Origin of the sequence: Parapedobacter luteus (assembly GCF_900168055.1) — a bacterium.
GTDB classification, from domain to species: Bacteria; Bacteroidota; Bacteroidia; order Sphingobacteriales; family Sphingobacteriaceae; genus Parapedobacter; species Parapedobacter luteus.
This window is the reverse complement of sequence record NZ_FUYS01000015.1, coordinates 1-17727: the sequence shown is the minus strand read 5'-3', so window position 1 is coordinate 17727 and position 17727 is coordinate 1. Positions and strand designations below refer to the sequence as shown.

Annotated in this window: 13 protein-coding genes and 1 tRNA gene; 11 read left to right on the top strand and 3 right to left on the bottom strand. The window is 47.6% G+C overall.

What is annotated here, in order from left to right:
- Positions 1-19 precede the first annotated feature (19 nt).
- From B5X72_RS19180 to B5X72_RS19150, 7 genes are all read left to right on the top strand, one after another.
- Complete coding sequence (locus B5X72_RS19180) at positions 20-622, top strand: TetR/AcrR family transcriptional regulator (RefSeq protein ID WP_079718542.1); 603 nt, start codon at positions 20-22, stop codon at positions 620-622.
- A gap of 11 nt (positions 623-633) precedes the next feature.
- The gene (locus B5X72_RS19175; protein WP_079718541.1) at positions 634-2004 is read left to right on the top strand and encodes a TolC family protein; all 1371 of its coding nucleotides are present in this window, start codon (positions 634-636) and stop codon (positions 2002-2004) included.
- A 23-nt stretch (positions 2005-2027) separates the two neighbouring features.
- The gene (locus B5X72_RS19170) at positions 2028-3131 is read left to right on the top strand and encodes an efflux RND transporter periplasmic adaptor subunit (RefSeq protein WP_079718540.1); all 1104 of its coding nucleotides are present in this window, start codon (positions 2028-2030) and stop codon (positions 3129-3131) included.
- 20 nt (positions 3132-3151) lie between these two features.
- A complete protein-coding gene (locus B5X72_RS19165; protein ID WP_079718539.1) occupies positions 3152-6322 on the top strand; it encodes an efflux RND transporter permease subunit in 3171 nt (1056 codons plus the stop codon).
- A gap of 149 nt (positions 6323-6471) precedes the next feature.
- Complete coding sequence (locus tag B5X72_RS19160) at positions 6472-7293, top strand: thymidylate synthase (protein WP_079718538.1); 822 nt, start codon at positions 6472-6474, stop codon at positions 7291-7293.
- A gap of 11 nt (positions 7294-7304) precedes the next feature.
- The gene (locus B5X72_RS19155) at positions 7305-7814 is read left to right on the top strand and encodes a dihydrofolate reductase (RefSeq protein ID WP_317043127.1); all 510 of its coding nucleotides are present in this window, start codon (positions 7305-7307) and stop codon (positions 7812-7814) included.
- Between the two features lie 32 nt (positions 7815-7846).
- On the top strand, positions 7847-8746 hold the full coding sequence (locus B5X72_RS19150; protein WP_079718537.1) for a mechanosensitive ion channel family protein: 900 nt from the start codon (positions 7847-7849) through the stop codon (positions 8744-8746).
- Here B5X72_RS19150 and coaA read toward each other — a convergent pair.
- The 3 genes from coaA to B5X72_RS19135 all read right to left on the bottom strand — a co-directional run bounded on the left by coaA (position 8743) and on the right by B5X72_RS19135 (position 11245).
- A complete protein-coding gene (gene coaA, locus B5X72_RS19145; RefSeq protein WP_079718536.1) occupies positions 8743-9699 on the bottom strand; it encodes a type I pantothenate kinase in 957 nt (318 codons plus the stop codon). The genes B5X72_RS19150 and coaA overlap by 4 nt on opposite strands.
- Positions 9700-9790: 91 nt before the next feature.
- Entirely contained in the window at positions 9791-10159 is a 369-nt protein-coding gene (locus B5X72_RS19140) for a methylglyoxal synthase (RefSeq protein WP_079718535.1), read from the bottom strand.
- A gap of 30 nt (positions 10160-10189) precedes the next feature.
- Complete coding sequence (locus B5X72_RS19135; protein WP_079718534.1) at positions 10190-11245, bottom strand: patatin-like phospholipase family protein; 1056 nt, start codon at positions 11243-11245, stop codon at positions 10190-10192.
- Between the two features lie 154 nt (positions 11246-11399).
- Between B5X72_RS19135 and purL the strand changes: the two genes are divergently transcribed.
- The 4 genes from purL (at position 11400) to B5X72_RS19115 (ending at position 17060) form a co-directional block, all read left to right on the top strand.
- Positions 11400-13622, top strand: coding sequence for a phosphoribosylformylglycinamidine synthase subunit PurL (gene purL / locus B5X72_RS19130; RefSeq protein WP_079718533.1), 2223 nt, complete (start codon positions 11400-11402; stop codon positions 13620-13622).
- Between the two features lie 457 nt (positions 13623-14079).
- Positions 14080-14820, top strand: coding sequence for a DUF6733 family protein (locus B5X72_RS19125; protein WP_079718532.1), 741 nt, complete (start codon positions 14080-14082; stop codon positions 14818-14820).
- Between the two features lie 213 nt (positions 14821-15033).
- Positions 15034-16923, top strand: a complete 1890-nt coding sequence (gene htpG / locus B5X72_RS19120; protein ID WP_079718531.1) for a molecular chaperone HtpG — start codon at positions 15034-15036, stop codon at positions 16921-16923.
- Positions 16924-16986: 63 nt separating this feature from the next.
- Positions 16987-17060 (top strand) — tRNA-His (locus B5X72_RS19115).
- Positions 17061-17727 lie beyond the last annotated feature (667 nt).

The window sequence follows — 17727 nt, the reverse complement described above, 5'->3', positions numbered from 1 at the left end:
TAAAACGGTAAAATAATACATGTTAGATGACAAAAGGAATCAAATTATCGCGGCAGCTTTAAGGCGGTTTTCGCATTTCGGTATCGCCAAGACGTCGATGAGCGAAATCGCCGATGACATGAAGCTTTCAAAAGCCAACTTATACTATTATTTTCAGGATAAGTTTGCACTGATCGAGGCTATCGCTTATCAGATTATGGACGAAAGCGACTTGGCGGTCAAACAAGCGTTGGAAGAAATTCCGAATACGTTGGATATGCTTATCCGATTGCTGGACATAAAAAAGGAATACCTCGAAAAATATTATATGCTGATCATCAATCTCCATGAAATGAATATGAATGAAGAGCGATGGATAGCCTTGTCGAAAGGCATGCTTCAACGGGAAACGGAAGTTATTTCGAAAATATTTGACCGGGGAATAAAACGTAACGAACTTGTAACATTTGATGTTTCATCCACGTCTGAACTGTACGTGGCAATCATGCGCGGCCTCGCCATGTTTTGCGACCACACCATACCGCACGCATTGGTGGATAAAGAAGAGTTAGATAGCATTATCGAAAAACAAAAGCAAGCAGCAACCATCTTCATTAACGGCATAAAAAAAACAGATAAATAGCTGAAATCAATATGAATATATTAAGAATGAATATACGGTTAATTATAGCGGTGGTATTCGTGGGGTTGTGGGGAACCAACGCGGCTACGGCGCAGGAAGTACTGACCCTGAAGGATGCGCTCAACTATGCATTGAATAACAGCGAGGCGCTACGTAAGGCGCGGCTTGAAATCGAAGGTGGCAGGCACGTAGTGGCTGAGACCAGGGCAGCGGCCTTGCCTCAATTGGATGCAACCAGTACGCTGACAAATAATTTATTGGTACAGCAATTTGTGTTGCCCGCTGAATTTATGGGCGGTACTCCGGGAGAATTCGTAGCGATTGCAGCGGGCCAAACATGGAACGCGATGTCGCAGGTGCAGCTGAACCAGCAGATTTTCAACCAGCAGGTTTTTACCGGCCTTAAGGCCGCTCGGAGCTCGGAGGAGTATTATCGTCTGGCCGCTCAGCTTGCGGAAGAAAATCTCATTCAGCAAGTGGCTACCAATTATTATCAGGTCATCATTACCCGGCAACAGCTGGGGGTTATCGACGCCAATATCGAACGTGTATCTCAATTGGAAAACACCATTGGAAGTCAGTACGAGTTGGGTTTGGCCAAGAAGATTGACCTTGATCGGATAAAGGTAAACAAGAATAATTTATTGGCTCAGCGCGAACAATTGGAATACGCAGTCACGCAGCAAGAAAACTTGCTTAAATATTACATGGGCATGCCCATTGCCCAGCAAATCACTATTCCGGAAACTGAAATGAATAGCTTGGAGAACGAAGCGGTCGCCAGTTTGGGGAATGGTGCGGTCAATGTGGAACAATTGCTTGACTTTCAGGTGTTGAAAAAACAGGAAGAACTCTTAGGGTTTCAACGTAAGGCCTATGTCGCGGAATACTATCCAAGCTTGTCACTTAGCGGAAATTATACGTACTCCTCTCAAAGTGATAAGTTGAATGTGTACACTTCCCGAGCGTTGAGTTTTGACATGGCTGGTATCTCCCTGAACCTACGTATACCGATATTCGATGGTAATGCACGGAGGGCGAGAGTCCGGCAGGCCGACGTGGAGCTGAAGAAGATTCATGAAGATTTGAGAAATACGTCCAATGCGCTGACAATGGCGTATGAAAACGCGAAGATACAAATAAAGAATAGTTTGAATACCATTGAATCACAGCGTGTTAATAAAGATTTTGCCGAAGAGGTGTTTAATAGCACGCAAAACAACTATAAAAATGGGCTGGCCAACCTCACGGATTTGCTTACTGCCGAAACGGATTTAGTAGCGGCTCAAAACAGCTACAATGAGGCTTTGCTCAATTATAAGGTGGCCCAAATAGAATTGGTTAAATCAAACGGACAAATCAAAACATTAGTAAACGAATAATCATCATCAATCACAATTAATATATGAAACGAGTCATCATCACCATCATTGTCGTCGTAGGAGTGCTTGCTCTTATCGGATGGGTATTAAGCAATAACAAAAAAGAAAACGAGGCGAAAACGGCTGTGGTGGCCGAAACAGGTGGTGCCATTGTGGTAAAAGCGGCTAAGGTGAATAGGCAACCCATCACGCTTGACTTTTCAGCGAATGGGACGTTTGCCGCAAACCAAGACCTGACCTTGCTTTCTGAAGTAAGTGGACGTGTCACCCGTATATTGGTGAAAGAGGGCGCGCGTGTAAGCAGGGGGCAGGTGTTGGCTGTTGTTGACCCTGAAATCCTGAGCTTGGACAAACAGGCTGCGGAAGACGCGCTTCAGAAGTTAAAGACAGACTACGAGCGTTATAAAAGCTCTTTCGAGACGGGCGGCGTAACCCGTGCGCAACTGGATGATATCGAATTGCAATTGCGCAATGCGGAGGTGAAGTTGCAGCAAGCCAACCGGCGCGTACAGGACGCGAACATTAAATCGCCGATTAATGGAATTATCAATCGCCGTGATATTGAAGTAGGTGCGTACTTGTCGCCGGGTACTGAATTGTTTGAGATTGTCGATTTATCCCAGTTGAAGTTAAAAGTCTCCGCCAACGAAAACCAAGTGGTGAACCTCAAGTTGGGCGATAAAGTCGCTATTACCAGCTCTGTTTTTCCGGATAAGGAATTCAACGGAACGGTTAGCTTCATCGCAGCAAAGGCCGACAATACACTGAATTATCCCATTGAGATTACGGTTGATAACAACACTTCCGTTCAATTGAAAGCGGGAATGTACGGCACAGCCAACTTCAGGTTCCCTCAACAGGAGCCAACGATTTTGATACCGAGGGGTGCTTTTGTCGGGGGGGTTAATAGCAATCGTATCTATGTGCTTGACGCGGATAGTACAGCGCGGACGCGTGAAGTGGTTGCCGGAAGGATTTTAGGCGAGCAAGTGGAAATATTAAGAGGCCTTGAAGAAGGTGAAACCGTCATTACCAGTGGACAGATCAACTTGGTAGATGGTGCAAAAGTCGAAGCGCAACTCGATTCGACGGCTGACAGCCAGTCGCAGGTCTCAACTTCAAATTAAAACGTCTCATATCTTAAGTCATGAAGATAGCAGAAATATCGATTAAACGCCCATCCATCGTCATTGTGGTTTATACCGCCTTGACCTTGCTGGGTATCCTGAGCTATTTCTCGTTGAACTACGAGTTGCTCCCAAAGTTTTCACCCAATGTGGTGTCCATCACGACCGTTTATCCCGGTGCATCGCCAAGTGAGGTTGAAAACACGGTCACCAAGAAAATAGAGGATGCGGTGGCCTCCTTAGAAAACATCAAGAAGCTGGATGCGACATCGTTCGAAAGTCTTTCGATGGTCGTCATCGAACTCCATAGTGGCGCAGATGTTGATTATTCGCTGAACGATGCGCAGCGTAAAGTCAATGCCATTCTTTCGGACTTGCCGGATGATGCTGAAACGCCGTCATTAGCGAAGTTCTCCATGGATGACCTGCCCATCCTTACGCTTGCCGCTACGGGTAATTTGGACGATGCAGCTTTTTATGATTTGATTGACAAGCGTGTTCAGCCGGTGCTTTCGCGCGTGCCGGGTGTAGCGCAGGTAAACCTTATCGGTGGGCAGGAGCGCGAAATCCAAGTGAGCATTGATGCCTCCCGCTTGCAAGGTTACGGCATGTCTATCCTTCAGGTGCAACAGGCTATCCTGACGTCCAACCTCGATTTCCCGACGGGAAGCGTAAAGACGCAGAATCAGGATATCCTTATCCGCCTGGCAGGGAAGTATAAGACGGTCGACGAACTTCGGAACTTGGTCATTGCTACCACGCCTACAGGAGCGCAGGTGCGGGTGCGGGATATCGCTGATGTACAGGATAGCCAAAAAGATGTTGAAAAAATAGCCCGGGTAAACAACCGGAGCGCCTTGGTGCTTCAGGTATTGAAACAGTCGGATGCCAATGCGGTGGAAGTGAGCCGTGGTTCACAGGAGGTCATCGCCAACCTGACGCAAATGTATGCAAAGGAAGGGCTGAAGATCGATGTCGCCAATGATAGTTCAACCTATACCCTGGAATCAGCCGACGCGGTGATCTTCGACTTGTTTTTGGCTATCGTATTGGTGGCGATTGTCATGCTGTTTTTCCTGCACAGCCTTCGGAATGCGGTAATCGTCATGGTCGCTATTCCTGCATCATTGATTGCTACGTTTATCGGTATAAATCTTTTGGGATACACGCTCAACCTCATGTCATTGCTGGGGCTTTCATTGGTCGTGGGTATTTTGGTGGATGATGCCATTGTGGTTATTGAAAACATCTACCGGCACATGGAGATGGGCAAGAACAAAGTGCGCGCATCTTACGACGGGGCCAAGGAAATCGGCTTTACGGTAGTGTCCATAACGATGGTCATTGTCGTGGTGTTCTTGCCTATTGCGTTGAGTACGGGCATGGTATCGGATATTTTGCGGGAGTTTTGTGTGGTGGTAGTTATCGCCACGTTGCTCAGTTTGTTGGCTTCGTTTACGATTGTGCCCTTGCTTACATCGCGATTCGGGAAATTGGAACGGGTTTCCAACACGAACATCTTCGGGCGATTCATCCTTTGGTTTGAAAAGCAGTTGCATCGTTTCACCCGTTGGATGACCGGTATCCTGAAATGGTCGCTCAACCATAAATTTATCACGCTGACGTTGGTCGTGCTGCTGTTCTTTGCTTCCTTCATATTGCCCGCAGGTGGTTTCATTGGATTCGAATTTTTTGCGTCGGGAGATAGGGGGGAGTTCTTGGTGCAGATTGAAATGCCCAAGGATGCTTCCATCGAGCAAACCAACCAAATGACCAGACGGGCGGAAGAATACCTGGGTACAAAACCCGAGATTGTGTCGATGATTACAACGGTGGGCCAGTCAAGCGATGCTGTAACGGGCGCGCTGACAACCATGTATAAATCAGAAATCACCGTCAAGCTTGTGGAAAAGAAGGAACGGGAGGATGAGAGTAGCATTTATGCAGCGAAGATAAAACGCGAGTTGGAAAAAGTATTGGTGGGTGCCAAAGTAAAGACTGTCCCCATCAGTATTGTCGGATTTGCTGAGCAAGCGCCCGTCGAAATGGTGGTGATGGGTTCGGATCTGGACAGCGTGCTCGCTTATGCGGAAGATGCGCTGGCTTTATTGAACAAAATTCCCGGCACGGTCGAGAGTAAGCTTTCGGTAGAAAGCGGTACACCGGAAATTACGGTTGAAGTGGACAGGGATAAAATGGCCGCATTGGGGTTAAACCTACAGACTGTCGGAGCGACGATGCAGACCGCGTTTAACGGCAACACCGACGGTAAGTTCCGTGCGGGCGAATATGAATATGACATCAACATCCGTTTTGATGATTATGATCGGAAGAATGTGAATGATGTAAGCAACCTCCAGTTTACCAACGATGCGGGGCAGCTGGTGCGGTTGTCGCAGTTTGCGACCATTCAAGAGGGGTCGGGGCCGAGCCAATTGGAACGCCGCGACAAAAGTACGTCGGTAAAGGTGCAATCTCAGGTTGTGGGGCGCACGGCCAGTGCGGTAGTGACCGATTGGTTGGAGCAACTGGACCAAGTGCACACGCCCAGTGGTGTAAGCTATGTTTGGGGGGGCGATATGGAGCAACAGTCTGAGGGCTTCGGTACGTTGGGCATCGCGTTACTGGCGTCGGTATTGTTGGTATATTTCATCATGGTCGCCTTGTATGATAGTTTTGTGTATCCGTTTGTGGTGATGTTTTCCATACCATTGGCGGTGATAGGCGCTTTCCTAGCCCTAGCGCTGACGAACAATACGCTGAGTATCTTTACGATTCTGGGACTCATCATGCTGATTGGTTTGGTGGCCAAGAATGCCATCATCCTTGTGGATTTTACCAACCACCTCAAAGCGGAAGGTAAATCGACACGCGAGGCACTCATCCTGGCTAATCAAGCGCGTCTGAGGCCCATTCTGATGACAACCATCGCCATGGTGTTCGGTATGCTTCCCATTGCGATTGCATCGGGTGCGGGTGCGGAATGGAAAAACGGCCTGGCTTGGGTGATTATCGGTGGCTTGATCAGTTCGCTGTTTCTTACCCTCATCGTGGTGCCGGTAGTTTACCAAATGGTAGACAATGTCCTGCACCGCTTTGGGCTCGATAAACAAGGACGGCCCATCGACGAGCTGATGGTTGAGGAGTATGTGCATAAGGAGGTGAAGGAATATGAAGATGAACCTGTTTAGTTCTATTGATTAGGTTAATATGTTTACAGGCCTGCTGGAAACCTTATCCAGCAGGTTTTTTTAGTTTTATGGGACCACTGGCCCGGTTGCTTCCGGTTTGCCGTATCATTTAATCTCCTTATCTTTACTCGCGCAAAGGAAAACTTACCATGAAGCAATACCTCGATTTAATGCGCCATGTTTACGAGAATGGCGTGGATAAGCACGACCGTACGGGCACGGGGACACGCAGTGTCTTTGGCTACCAGATGCGTTTTGACCTCAAAGCGGGGTTTCCATTGGTTACCACGAAAAAGGTACACCTGCGATCGATTATCCACGAGTTGATTTGGTTTCTCAAGGGCGATACCAATATACGCTACCTGAAAGAAAATGGGGTGAGCATTTGGGATGAGTGGGCAGACGAGCAAGGGAACCTGGGGCCTGTTTACGGATCCCAGTGGCGATCCTGGCCTACACCCGGCGGCAAACATATCGACCAAATCACGAAGGTCATCCAGCAGCTCAAGACCAATCCGGATTCGCGCCGCATTATCGTGTCTGCATGGAATGTGTCCGAAATCGAAAACATGGCGTTGCCACCGTGCCATGCCCTCTTCCAGTTTTATGTGACTCCTGCGAATCCCGAGAAAGGTTGGTACAAGCCTCAGCTTTCCTGCCAATTGTATCAACGCAGTGCAGATATTTTCCTCGGTGTGCCGTTCAACATTGCTTCCTATGCGCTGCTTACGATGATGGTCGCGCAGGTATGCGGTATGGAGGCCGCTGAGTTTATCCATACTTTCGGAGACGCTCATCTTTACAGCAATCATTTCGAACAGGTGGCCTTACAGCTGAGCCGTGAGCCGCGGCCATTGCCACGGATGGTGATTAATCCGGAAGTCGTAGATATTTTTGACTTCAAGTATGGAGACTTCGAGTTGATGGACTACGACCCTTACCCACATATCAAAGCACCCGTGGCGGTGTAAGCGCGATGCTTATGGACAGCGTACTGATGGACAGACCATTTATCTCCGCTATTGTTGCGGCTGCAGAAAATAATGCGATTGGCAAAGGCAACGAACTGCTATGGCATCTACCGAATGACCTTCGGTTTTTTAAACAGACTACCTCGGGACATACCGTCGTTATGGGACGCAAGACGTACGAATCGGTTGGCAAGCCTTTGCCAAATCGACGCAATATCGTCATCACGCGCCAAGCGGATTATGCTATCAATGGGGCCGAAGTGGTACATTCGCTTGATGAAGCCATACAACGGTGCACAGGCGACGGAGAAGTATTTGTGGTGGGAGGTGCTGAAATCTATAAAGCGGCATTGCCTATCACGAACCGCATCTACCTCACCCGGGTGCATGCGACGCTTGCCGGCGATGCCTATTTTCCGGAGCTGGATGAGCGGGAGTGGACTATCGTATCCAGCCAGCACCACGAGCCGGATGAGCGGCATGCTTTTGCCTACACGTTCCTGTGCTACGAACGGACGTAATGAAATTGTAGGAATTGTGTATTTTTACGGCTATGGCAGCAGTGTCTGATATCGTAAAGCGCAGAGCCATCAAGGAACGGCTTTTCTTTATTTTCAAAGTGGTGCTATGGGTGGTGATTGCCTATTCGTTTGCCACGGCGGAAACGTGGTACCGCGATTATCCCCGCGTTCGCCAATTTGCTTACGGGATCAATACCTTTCTCACCGGTAGTGTGCTTATCTCAATTGGCAGGTTTATGTTTATTGCACTGTACAAGCAGCGCAACACAAAGAATGACCGGATAAGGGGCAATTATGTGTTGGGCATCAACCAAATCGCTGCTTTGCTAAACGTTGCTTTTGCGGTTATCGGGTTGATGCTGATGTTTGGGATCAATCCAAAAGAATTTCTAACAAGCATCACGATTGTCGCCATGGCCATCGCACTGTTGTTCAAAGACTACATCACGAACATGATTAGCGGGCTATTGATTATGTTTTCCGACCAATTTACTATCGGCGACAATGTGCGGATAGGGGAGCACAAGGGAAAGATTGTAGACATCACCCTGGCCAATATTATGGTTAAAAATGAAGATGACGACGTGGTGCTAATCCCCAACAATACGGCATTTACCGCCAACATTATCAACCAATCCCTCCAAAATTCCAAAAAGCTGTCCATGGACTTTGAGTTGCCGCTGGCCCACTCATATGATCATGAGGCGTTGAAAAACAGTCTGGAGGAGGTAGTGAAACAATATGGCGGAGCCATTGTGACGGGAAGTTTTCAGTTTAAAGTTGTCGGTGTGGGGAAAGACGTTGTTAAATACAAACTGCAATTTTTTACCACTAAACGGGATGCTGACATTCGGAGAAAAGTACGAAGTGAGCTGTACCAACGCGTGATTGCGTATGACGCCGAACAAGCCCGGAGCCGAAGTAATGACTAGACCTTTCTTATTTTTACACTTTTCACGAAATGGTGGTTGCCTTTTTCGAGGATAAGATCGGCACGGAGCCGGGTGGGTAAAATGTTTTTCAGGAGATTAGGCTTGTTGATTTCATTCCAAATCTGTGTGGCCATTTTGATGCTTTCCTCCTCGCTCAGGTTGGCATAACGGTGAAAGTAAGAGCCGGGGTTCTGGAATGCGGTTTTACGAAGCCATTTAAACCGCTGAATATACCATTCCAACAGGTCTTCCGGACTGGCATCGACATAGATGGAATAATCAAAAAAGTCCGATACGAACACGCGCGGCCCGCGGTGTTTACCTTTGACATTTACCTGCAGCACATTGATGCCCTCCACGATTAATACATCCGGTTGCGCTATCCATTGCAACTCGTTCGGCAGGATATCGTAGGCCAAATGAGAATACACCGGGGCGGAAACCAGTTCCTTGCCGGATTTGATGTCAGACAGGAAGCCAAGCAGCCGCCTGGTGTCATAGCTTTCGGGAAACCCTTTTCGATTAAGTATCCCCTTGGATTCCAGGTAATGGTTGGGGTGCAAAAAGCCATCTGTTGTGATAAGGTCCACCTTGGGGTTGCCCGGAGAAAGTGACAGTACTTTCTGCAGCACCCGCGCTGTGGTACTTTTACCTGCCGCCACGCTCCCCGCTATCCCGATGATGAAAGGTAGGCGCTTGCTGTAGTTATTAAAAAACGAGTTGGCTTTTTGGTGCAGTTGGCGATAACTGTCGATATGTATTTGTAACAAATGGCTCAACGGAAAATAGACGTCTTCAATTTCCTGCATGGTCAGGGGCTCATTCAAGGCATTTAGCTTATGAATGTCGGCATCGGCTATGAGGTAAGATGGATGGCCGTTGAGATCCTTCCATTCCTCCCGAGTAATGTGGCGGAAGGGTGAATATGTAATACCGTTGTCCGTTTTTACCATACCGATGGGGTTTGGTGGAAGCTGCAAACTTAGCTAAAATGCGCGGCATTCTCGATACCGCTGGAATAAAAACTTTTAGGTGGCACCCGTTTTAAAGTAAACCTTTCAAAATGAGCTCTCCCGTAGCCGGATTGGTTGCAAGCGGCACGTTGTATACATCGCAAACCCGCATAAGCATCTGGATGTCTGGCTCATGGGCGTGTTTTCCCAATGGGTCGCGGAAGAAAATAATGGCATCTACCTTGCCTTCAGCGGCTAAGGCTGCGATTTGCGCGTCGCCTCCCTTTGGGCCGCTGAGCTTCAGTTCGACAGCCAATCCTGTTTGTCTGATGTAGGACCCGGTAGTGCCCGTGGCTACAAGTTTTGCATCGCGCAATAAAGCGACATGGTCTTTCACAAATCCGACCATTTCGGGCTTTTTGCCGTCATGCGCAATGAGTGCTATTGTTTTTTGTTCCATCACGTATAATTTTTAGATTTAAGAGGCATTTTAGCCTTTGGCAGACAGAAACCGCCAGGGGCTTCTGGTCTGCGAATGCTCCTTTTCGCTTATTAATTGACCTGCCAGCTGATTCAGCAGCTCATCATTTTCGCTGACCATCCTGTCGCCCAGCGCGATTAATTTCTGGATATTGTTATAGCTTGCCGCATCCAGCTCCTCACGTATGCTATGCAGGTTGCTCGGCTCTATCCTGATATATTGCTCTGCTTTGCCGGCAGATCGATACAGTTGCTGTAAGAAGAAGTCGCTGCTTTCGGCGGCCCCGCTCATCATGATATCAATCAGGGCAGGCCCCACGGAGATTGCCCGCCTCTTTTTGAAGTGTTCATAATCATAGGCTTTCCTTGACCGTCCGGTGCCCAAAGACAAAATAGCAATGTCATTGATTTTGGTTTCATTGAACGCCCGCGTGACTTCCACCAGCGCACTCATCGAAGGGTTGGGGGCAAATACGCCGCCGTCAAGCAGTGGGTAGCGCGTGCCACTGATGGAATATGTTTCGGCGACGCTGAAATAAGTGGGGGCGGCCGAGGTGGCCCGGCAGACGTCACGCAAGTAAAAGTCGCGCGAATCGCCGCGCACAATGGCGGTCTGCTGCCTAAAAAAGTGCGTTTTACGGAGCTCGATATTATAGGCGGTCACGATACATGGTTTGAGAAGTTCGCTCAGTTTAATCTCGCCAAAGTAGGCTTGCAGGACATGCTCCAGGGTTGCACTGGGGTAACGTTCGCTCAATAGGCCAAATTTGGCCATCAGTCGCCGGAAGAAACCGGCCTTGAAGATATCGCTGCCGTGTGTCACATAAATGTCCAATGCTTCTTTCGCCGAAAATCTCGGGCGGGGCGGTGTCTGGTCATCGGGGCACAGCAGCAAGCAGATAAGGATGCCCCCTGTGCTGGTGCCCGCAAAAAAGTCGAAATAATCAGCGATTGCGGCATCCGGATTATTACTTATACGCTTTAATCTCCGTTCTAAAGCCGCCAACAACATACCCGGAATGATTCCGCGGATTCCGCCGCCGTCTATCGAAAGGATTCTCTTCATCGTTTATAGTTTGCGGTAAAAATATAACTTTTCTCATAATCTTCCGCCTGCGGCCTTCATCTGCAACGTGGTCTTCCATCTCATGCCCCACATCTCAAATCTTATCCTTATTTTTGCAGGAAATATTAGTGTTCATCATTTTTAATCATTCATCTTGGAAACACAGGAATTGACCACCGTAGAAACTGCAACCGAATTGGGCTTGCTGCCTGAAGAGTTTGAGCGAATCATCGAAATTTTGGGGCGGACGCCCAATTTTACTGAATTGTCAATTTTTTCGGTGATGTGGAGCGAACACTGCTCATATAAAAATTCCATTGTTTGGCTGAAGACTTTGCCCAAGGAGGGACCACACATGCTAGCCAAGGCAGGTGAAGAAAACGCAGGTTTGGTTGACATCGGCGATGGCCTCGGCTGTGCGTTCAAAATAGAATCCCATAACCACCCTTCTGCGTTGGAGCCTTATCAGGGTGCTGCAACCGGTGTGGGCGGTATCAATCGGGATATCTTTACCATGGGGGCACGTCCGATTGCGCAACTCAACTCGTTGCGTTTCGGCGACATCAACCATCCGCGCACGCAGTGGCTGATAAAGGGCGTGGTCAAGGGAATCGGCGATTACGGCAACGCATTTGGCATCCCCACGGTTGGCGGCGAGGTTTTTTTTGATGAATGCTATCAAGTGAATCCCCTGGTCAATGCGATGTCTGCAGGGATCGTCAAGGTGGGTGAAACCGTGTCAGCCACATCCTACGGTGTGGGTAATCCGGTCTATATCGTCGGGTCGGCTACGGGCAAGGATGGTATACACGGTGCGGCCTTTGCCTCCAAAGATATTACGGAAGACTCTGTAAACGACTTGCCCGCCGTGCAGGTGGGGGATCCGTTTCAGGAAAAATTGTTGCTGGAAGCCACACTTGAGGTCATTAAGACCGGTGCCGTCGTCGGTATGCAAGATATGGGGGCCGCCGGGATTATTTGTTCCAATTCAGAGATGTCTGCCAAAGGCAAACACGGCATGCGGATTGATTTAGATAAGGTACCTACGCGGCAGGCCAACATGAAGCCCTATGAAATACTGCTGTCTGAGTCACAAGAGCGAATGCTCATCGTGGTACAGAAAGGTCGGGAAGCTGACGTGGAGGCCGTGTTTGACAAATGGGATCTGAACTGCGCCATCATCGGTGAGGTGACGGATACCCGGCGGCTGGAATATTACATGCATGGCGAGCTGGTGGCCGATGTGCCAGCCGACGACCTTGTATTGGGCGGAGGTGCCCCCGTTTATCACCGGGAATATAAGGAGCCTGCTTATTTTGCACAATATCAACAGTTCAAAATAACGGATATCGCCGAACCCGAAGATCTTCGCGAGGTTGCGCAGCATTTGCTGTCGCATCCGAATATCGCCTCCAAGCGATGGGTCACTAAGCAGTATGACTCGATGGTCGGAACGGCCACCGTGACAACCAACCGGCCAAGCGATGCAGCCGTAGTGGCAGTAAAGGGCACGAATAAGGCAATAGCGTTGACCGTAGACTGTAATTCCCGTTATGTAAACGCTGACCCGCAGAAAGGATGTGCTATTGCGGTTGCAGAAGCGGCGCGCAACATCACCTGCGCGGGAGGCGAACCTTCGGCAATTACGAACTGCCTTAATTTCGGTAATCCTTATATACCGGAGGTTTATTGGCAGTTTGTCCATGCAATCAAAGGGATGGGGGAGGCTTGCCTCAAGTTCCAGACGCCGGTAACCGGCGGTAATGTGAGCTTCTATAATCAATCGCCGGATGGGGGATCGGTATTCCCTACACCGACCATTGGTATGCTGGGGCTGCTGCCCGATGTATCCAACCTGATGACGTTGGACTTTAAAGCGGAAGGCGATTATATTTATCTAATCGGTGAGTCCCGCAACGATATAGCGTCGTCGCAATACCTGGCGTCGTACCACGGCGTGAAAGCTTCACCGGCTCCTTATTTTGATTTGGATGAGGAATATGCGACACATCAGGTTATCAAGCACCTGATCCATGAACGGCTCATCGTATCGGCACATGATGTTTCAGATGGCGGGCTATATGTAGCGTTGGCCGAGTCGGCGATGGCTGGCAATCTCGGATTTGCCATTGATACAGACAGTGAAATCCGCAGGGATGCTTTCTTGTTCGGGGAAGCCCAAGGCCGAATCGTGGTGTCTGTTAAACCGGATGCACAAGAGGCCTTTGTGGAATTGCTGGCAGCGAGCGGAACAGAGTTTTCGCTTTTGGGTGCGGTGACCAAAAATGGATTCGTAGTGGATGGAACATTGTACGACACCGTAAGCCATGCAAAAGAGATTTATGACAATGCAATCCAAAATATTTTAGGCGAGTAACTGAAAATTCTTCCCGATTCTGGAGCCCGGCAATATTGCTGGGCTTTTTTTATTGAAAAAAATAGGCTGTTTGGCTTGTTTTTGTTTTTAAAATACGGTTTTTGGGTATTTTATGTTGTCCGATTTGGATAAAATAGGTGTTCGTTTTGCTTTTTTGGTATATAAAAAAGAATAAAATATCAAAAACTATTTATTTTTTTGATTAAATTGTAATATTTTGATTGATTTAATAATATATTTATACATATTTGTGGTGTATATTGATTGTTTTTTAATTGTTTCGGTGGTTTTTTTGTGTTTGACTACCATTGTTGTTTAAATGAAACACTTTTTTTGTTGCTTGTTGGCGGGATTCTGTCAATTACCAGTTGTTAGTCGGTTGCTTTTATGTTTTATGCTGTCCATGTTTAAGTTCTTTCGCTGAATGTCTTTGTTTAAAATTTAAAGAAGTAAAATTATGAAGAAAAAAATCACACCACTAAGTCTGCAAACCCTTTTGAGCGTTTTGTTTTTAATAGTTGTCAGCACAACCAACGTGGCTGCGCAAGACGATGACGATGACTTTTCGTTCACACTGGCGTTGGTTTCTGATCAATTTTTCGGTTTTGCGCCCTCGTTTTCCGGGGCGTATTCATTAAATCCAACAGTTGATCTGACGTTTTATGGTATCATGTGGTCCGCAGGTACCGGTGCCGGCTGGGGCAATTGGACCGAATTTGGAGTGGGGGCCAATTTCAATGTGGCCGACGGTTTTGGTATTAACCCAAATCTGGGGATTACCGGGGGCAACTTACTCTCCAGTGGGGCGGAAGGGCCTTCGATTTTCGGAGACGGGATTGTGCCGAATGTTATCCTTTCCCTCGACAAACCGCGTATTGACGGGGAAGTGTATTTCGGTTATTATGCGCCTTTGAGGGATAAGGCACCCGCAGGCGGCACGACGCTGTCCTATGTGCATTATTGGGCAAATGCAGGGTACAAGGTAAGTCCGAAATTTTCATTTGGGGCCCATTTTGAACATCTAATCAATTCCGGTGGTTCCAACGTCAGTGAGTCAACGGACGTCTACCAGTGGTTGGGTCCTTACATTCAATTTTCATCGCCCAAGTACGGCGTCTTTTCACGCTTGACCGCAGGGGGAGACTTTATCGAAGGGAATGACTCTTTCTTTAAGGTTAGCGCAGGCTTTAGTTTTTAGTCCTTGGCGTTTGTTAAGGTAAACCGATCCTAACAAGTTTGAAAAAGAAACAGCTTGAACAGATAGCATCGATATAAGACACATCGGCTACTGAACCCTGCCATTTATGGCGGGGTTTTGTCAGTTAATCAGCAAAGATGGCTGTCATCCTGTCTTACCTGAGAAAGCTGGAACATTCCTTGTTTGAGTTCCAGCAGCAAAATTGAAGGTAATATGAACGAAAAGGGCAACATCTCCATCCATACCGAGAATATCTTCCCGGTGATCAAAAAGTTTTTATATTCAGATAACGAGATTTTCCTTCGGGAGCTGGTGTCAAACGCGGTAGATGCCACGCAGAAAATCAAACGGTTAGCCGCTCTTGGTCAATACAAGGGCGAATTGGGCGATACGACCATCGACGTCTCATTTGACGAAAAAGCGAAGACCATCACGATTTCTGACAACGGTATCGGCATGACCGCTGACGAGATTAAAAAGTATATCAATCAAATCGCTTTCTCGGGCGCCACTGAATTTGTTGAAAAGTTTAAGGAAGCTAAGGATGCCAACGAGATTATTGGCCGCTTTGGGCTCGGTTTTTATTCGGCATTCATGGTAGCCGACAAAGTGGAGATTCAGACCTTGTCATACCAGGAGGGCGCTGAGCCCGCCCGCTGGATTTGCGACGGTACCACTTCGTATGAGATTTCGGAAGGGAATCGCGCTAAGCGGGGCACCGATATTATTCTTTATATCAACAACGACTCCGAGGAGTTTCTAACTAAAAGCCGGTTGCAGGAGATATTGGAGAAATACGGCAAATTTTTGCCCGTACCTATCCGCTTCGGCACCCGCACGAGCAGTGAACCCGACGGGGAGGATAAAGATGGAAATACGAAGTACAAGTCAGTAGAAGTTGATAACATCATCAATAATACCCATCCAGCCTGGACGAAATCACCGTCTGAACTAAAGGACGAAGACTACTTGGCGTTTTATCGTGAGCTTTACCCTTACTCATTTGATGAGCCGCTCTTCTGGATTCATTTAAATGTAGATTATCCATTCAATCTCACCGGTATCCTTTATTTCCCGAAGATCAAAAACGATTTCGAACTTCAGAAAAATAAAATCAAACTTTATTCACGCCAGGTCTTTATTACGGATGAAGTAAAAGATATTGTTCCCGAATTTCTCATGTTGCTCCACGGGGTAATCGATTCACCAGATATTCCGTTGAACGTGTCGAGGAGCTTCCTGCAAGCGGATAGCAACGTAAAAAAGATAAATGCCCACATCACTAAGAAAGTCGCGGACAAGCTGGCGGAACTATTCCGGACTGATCGGAAAGGATTTGAAGAAAAATGGAAAGACATCAGCCTATTTGTCAAATACGGAATGCTGAGCGACGAAAAATTCGCAGAAAAGGCTGCTGACTTCTGTTTGTTAAAAAACACCGGAGGCGAAATCTACACACTTAAGGAATACGGTGAAAAGGTAAAGGATATCCAAAAAGATAAGGACGGCAACATCGTGTACCTCTATACGCATGATGTGGCGCAGCAAGACAGCTATATTGCTACAGCCAACGGCAACGGCTATGATGTGCTGGTGCTGGATTCGCCGATAGACAGCCATTTTGTGGCGTACCTGGAACAGAAAAATGAAAAGACCCAGCTGAAGCGTGTGGATGCAGACGTCATTGATAACTTGATTCAGAAGGAAGAACGTAAAACGCTGCAATTGACGGATGAAGAAAGTAAGACGGTGACATCATTGTTCGAGAAAGCTATCAGCAAGGATAACATGAAGGTGCATGTTGAAGCACTAAGCGAACAGGATCTACCCGTGACCGTTACCATCGACGAGTTTATGCGCCGGATGAAAGACATGGCACAAACCGGTGGTGGCATGAGTTTCTATGGCTCAATGCCAGACAATTATAAGGTGACAATCAATGGCAACCACCCCTTGATTAAGCGCATTCTTTCCAATGAAGACGAAGACGCGCGCCAGCAGTTAGCTAAGCAAGCATTTGATTTGGCGCTGCTTTCGCGCGGATTACTTACTGGTAATGAGTTGACTAGCTTTGTTAAACGAAGTGTCAGTCTGATAGGTTAAGGTTTTTTTTAAAATTGTTGTTGGATTGTCAGGTGATTATTATCTTTGCAGTCCATTAACACGGTAGGTATAGCTCAGTTGGTTAGAGCGCCTGATTGTGGTTCAGGAGGTCGTCGGTTCGAGCCCGATTACTTACCCTTGAGTGGGCAAAAGCTTTTGAGAGTTTTTGCCCCTTTTTTTTTCTGATAAATTGCCCTAATCAGGAATAATAAAATATTGCCTAACTTCTGCGGGCCGAGCTTTCAGGTCGTCAAAAATCAATTGTCAAGAAACATCGGAGTGATCTAACGTTGTGGCATACTCCTCGGTTGCATCACTCCATTTATGATAGTTAAATGGCGGTATTATACGCTATTTTATGTATCTTACGGCTATTGATAGTTATCGGTTGCTGCATGAAGACATTTGTGTTAGGAGACATACATGGCGCTGCCAAGGCTCTCGAACAGTGCATTTGGATATTGCGGCGCAAGCTGACCCCCAGCGACGGTCCACTAATTTGATAAGCCAGGTGCCCGTACGCATCGTATGAGCATGCCATAACGGCGGATGCTGACCCCCTATATTTTTCCGACAGATTGTGTTGCGGAGCATGTTGACCCCCTACGGGTTTCCGTAACGGAGCAAACTGACCCCTTGGTGGAGGCGTGTAACGGAGCATGCTGACCCCGCGTCTTTGGAAAAGCCGGTAGGTTTTAGGTTGATTTGACGGTATGTTTTACCATCAATCAGTGAATAACCCATGGCCGGAAAAGCAAGACCCATGAGTCAGATCAAACAGTTATTGAGGCTGCACAGGCAGGG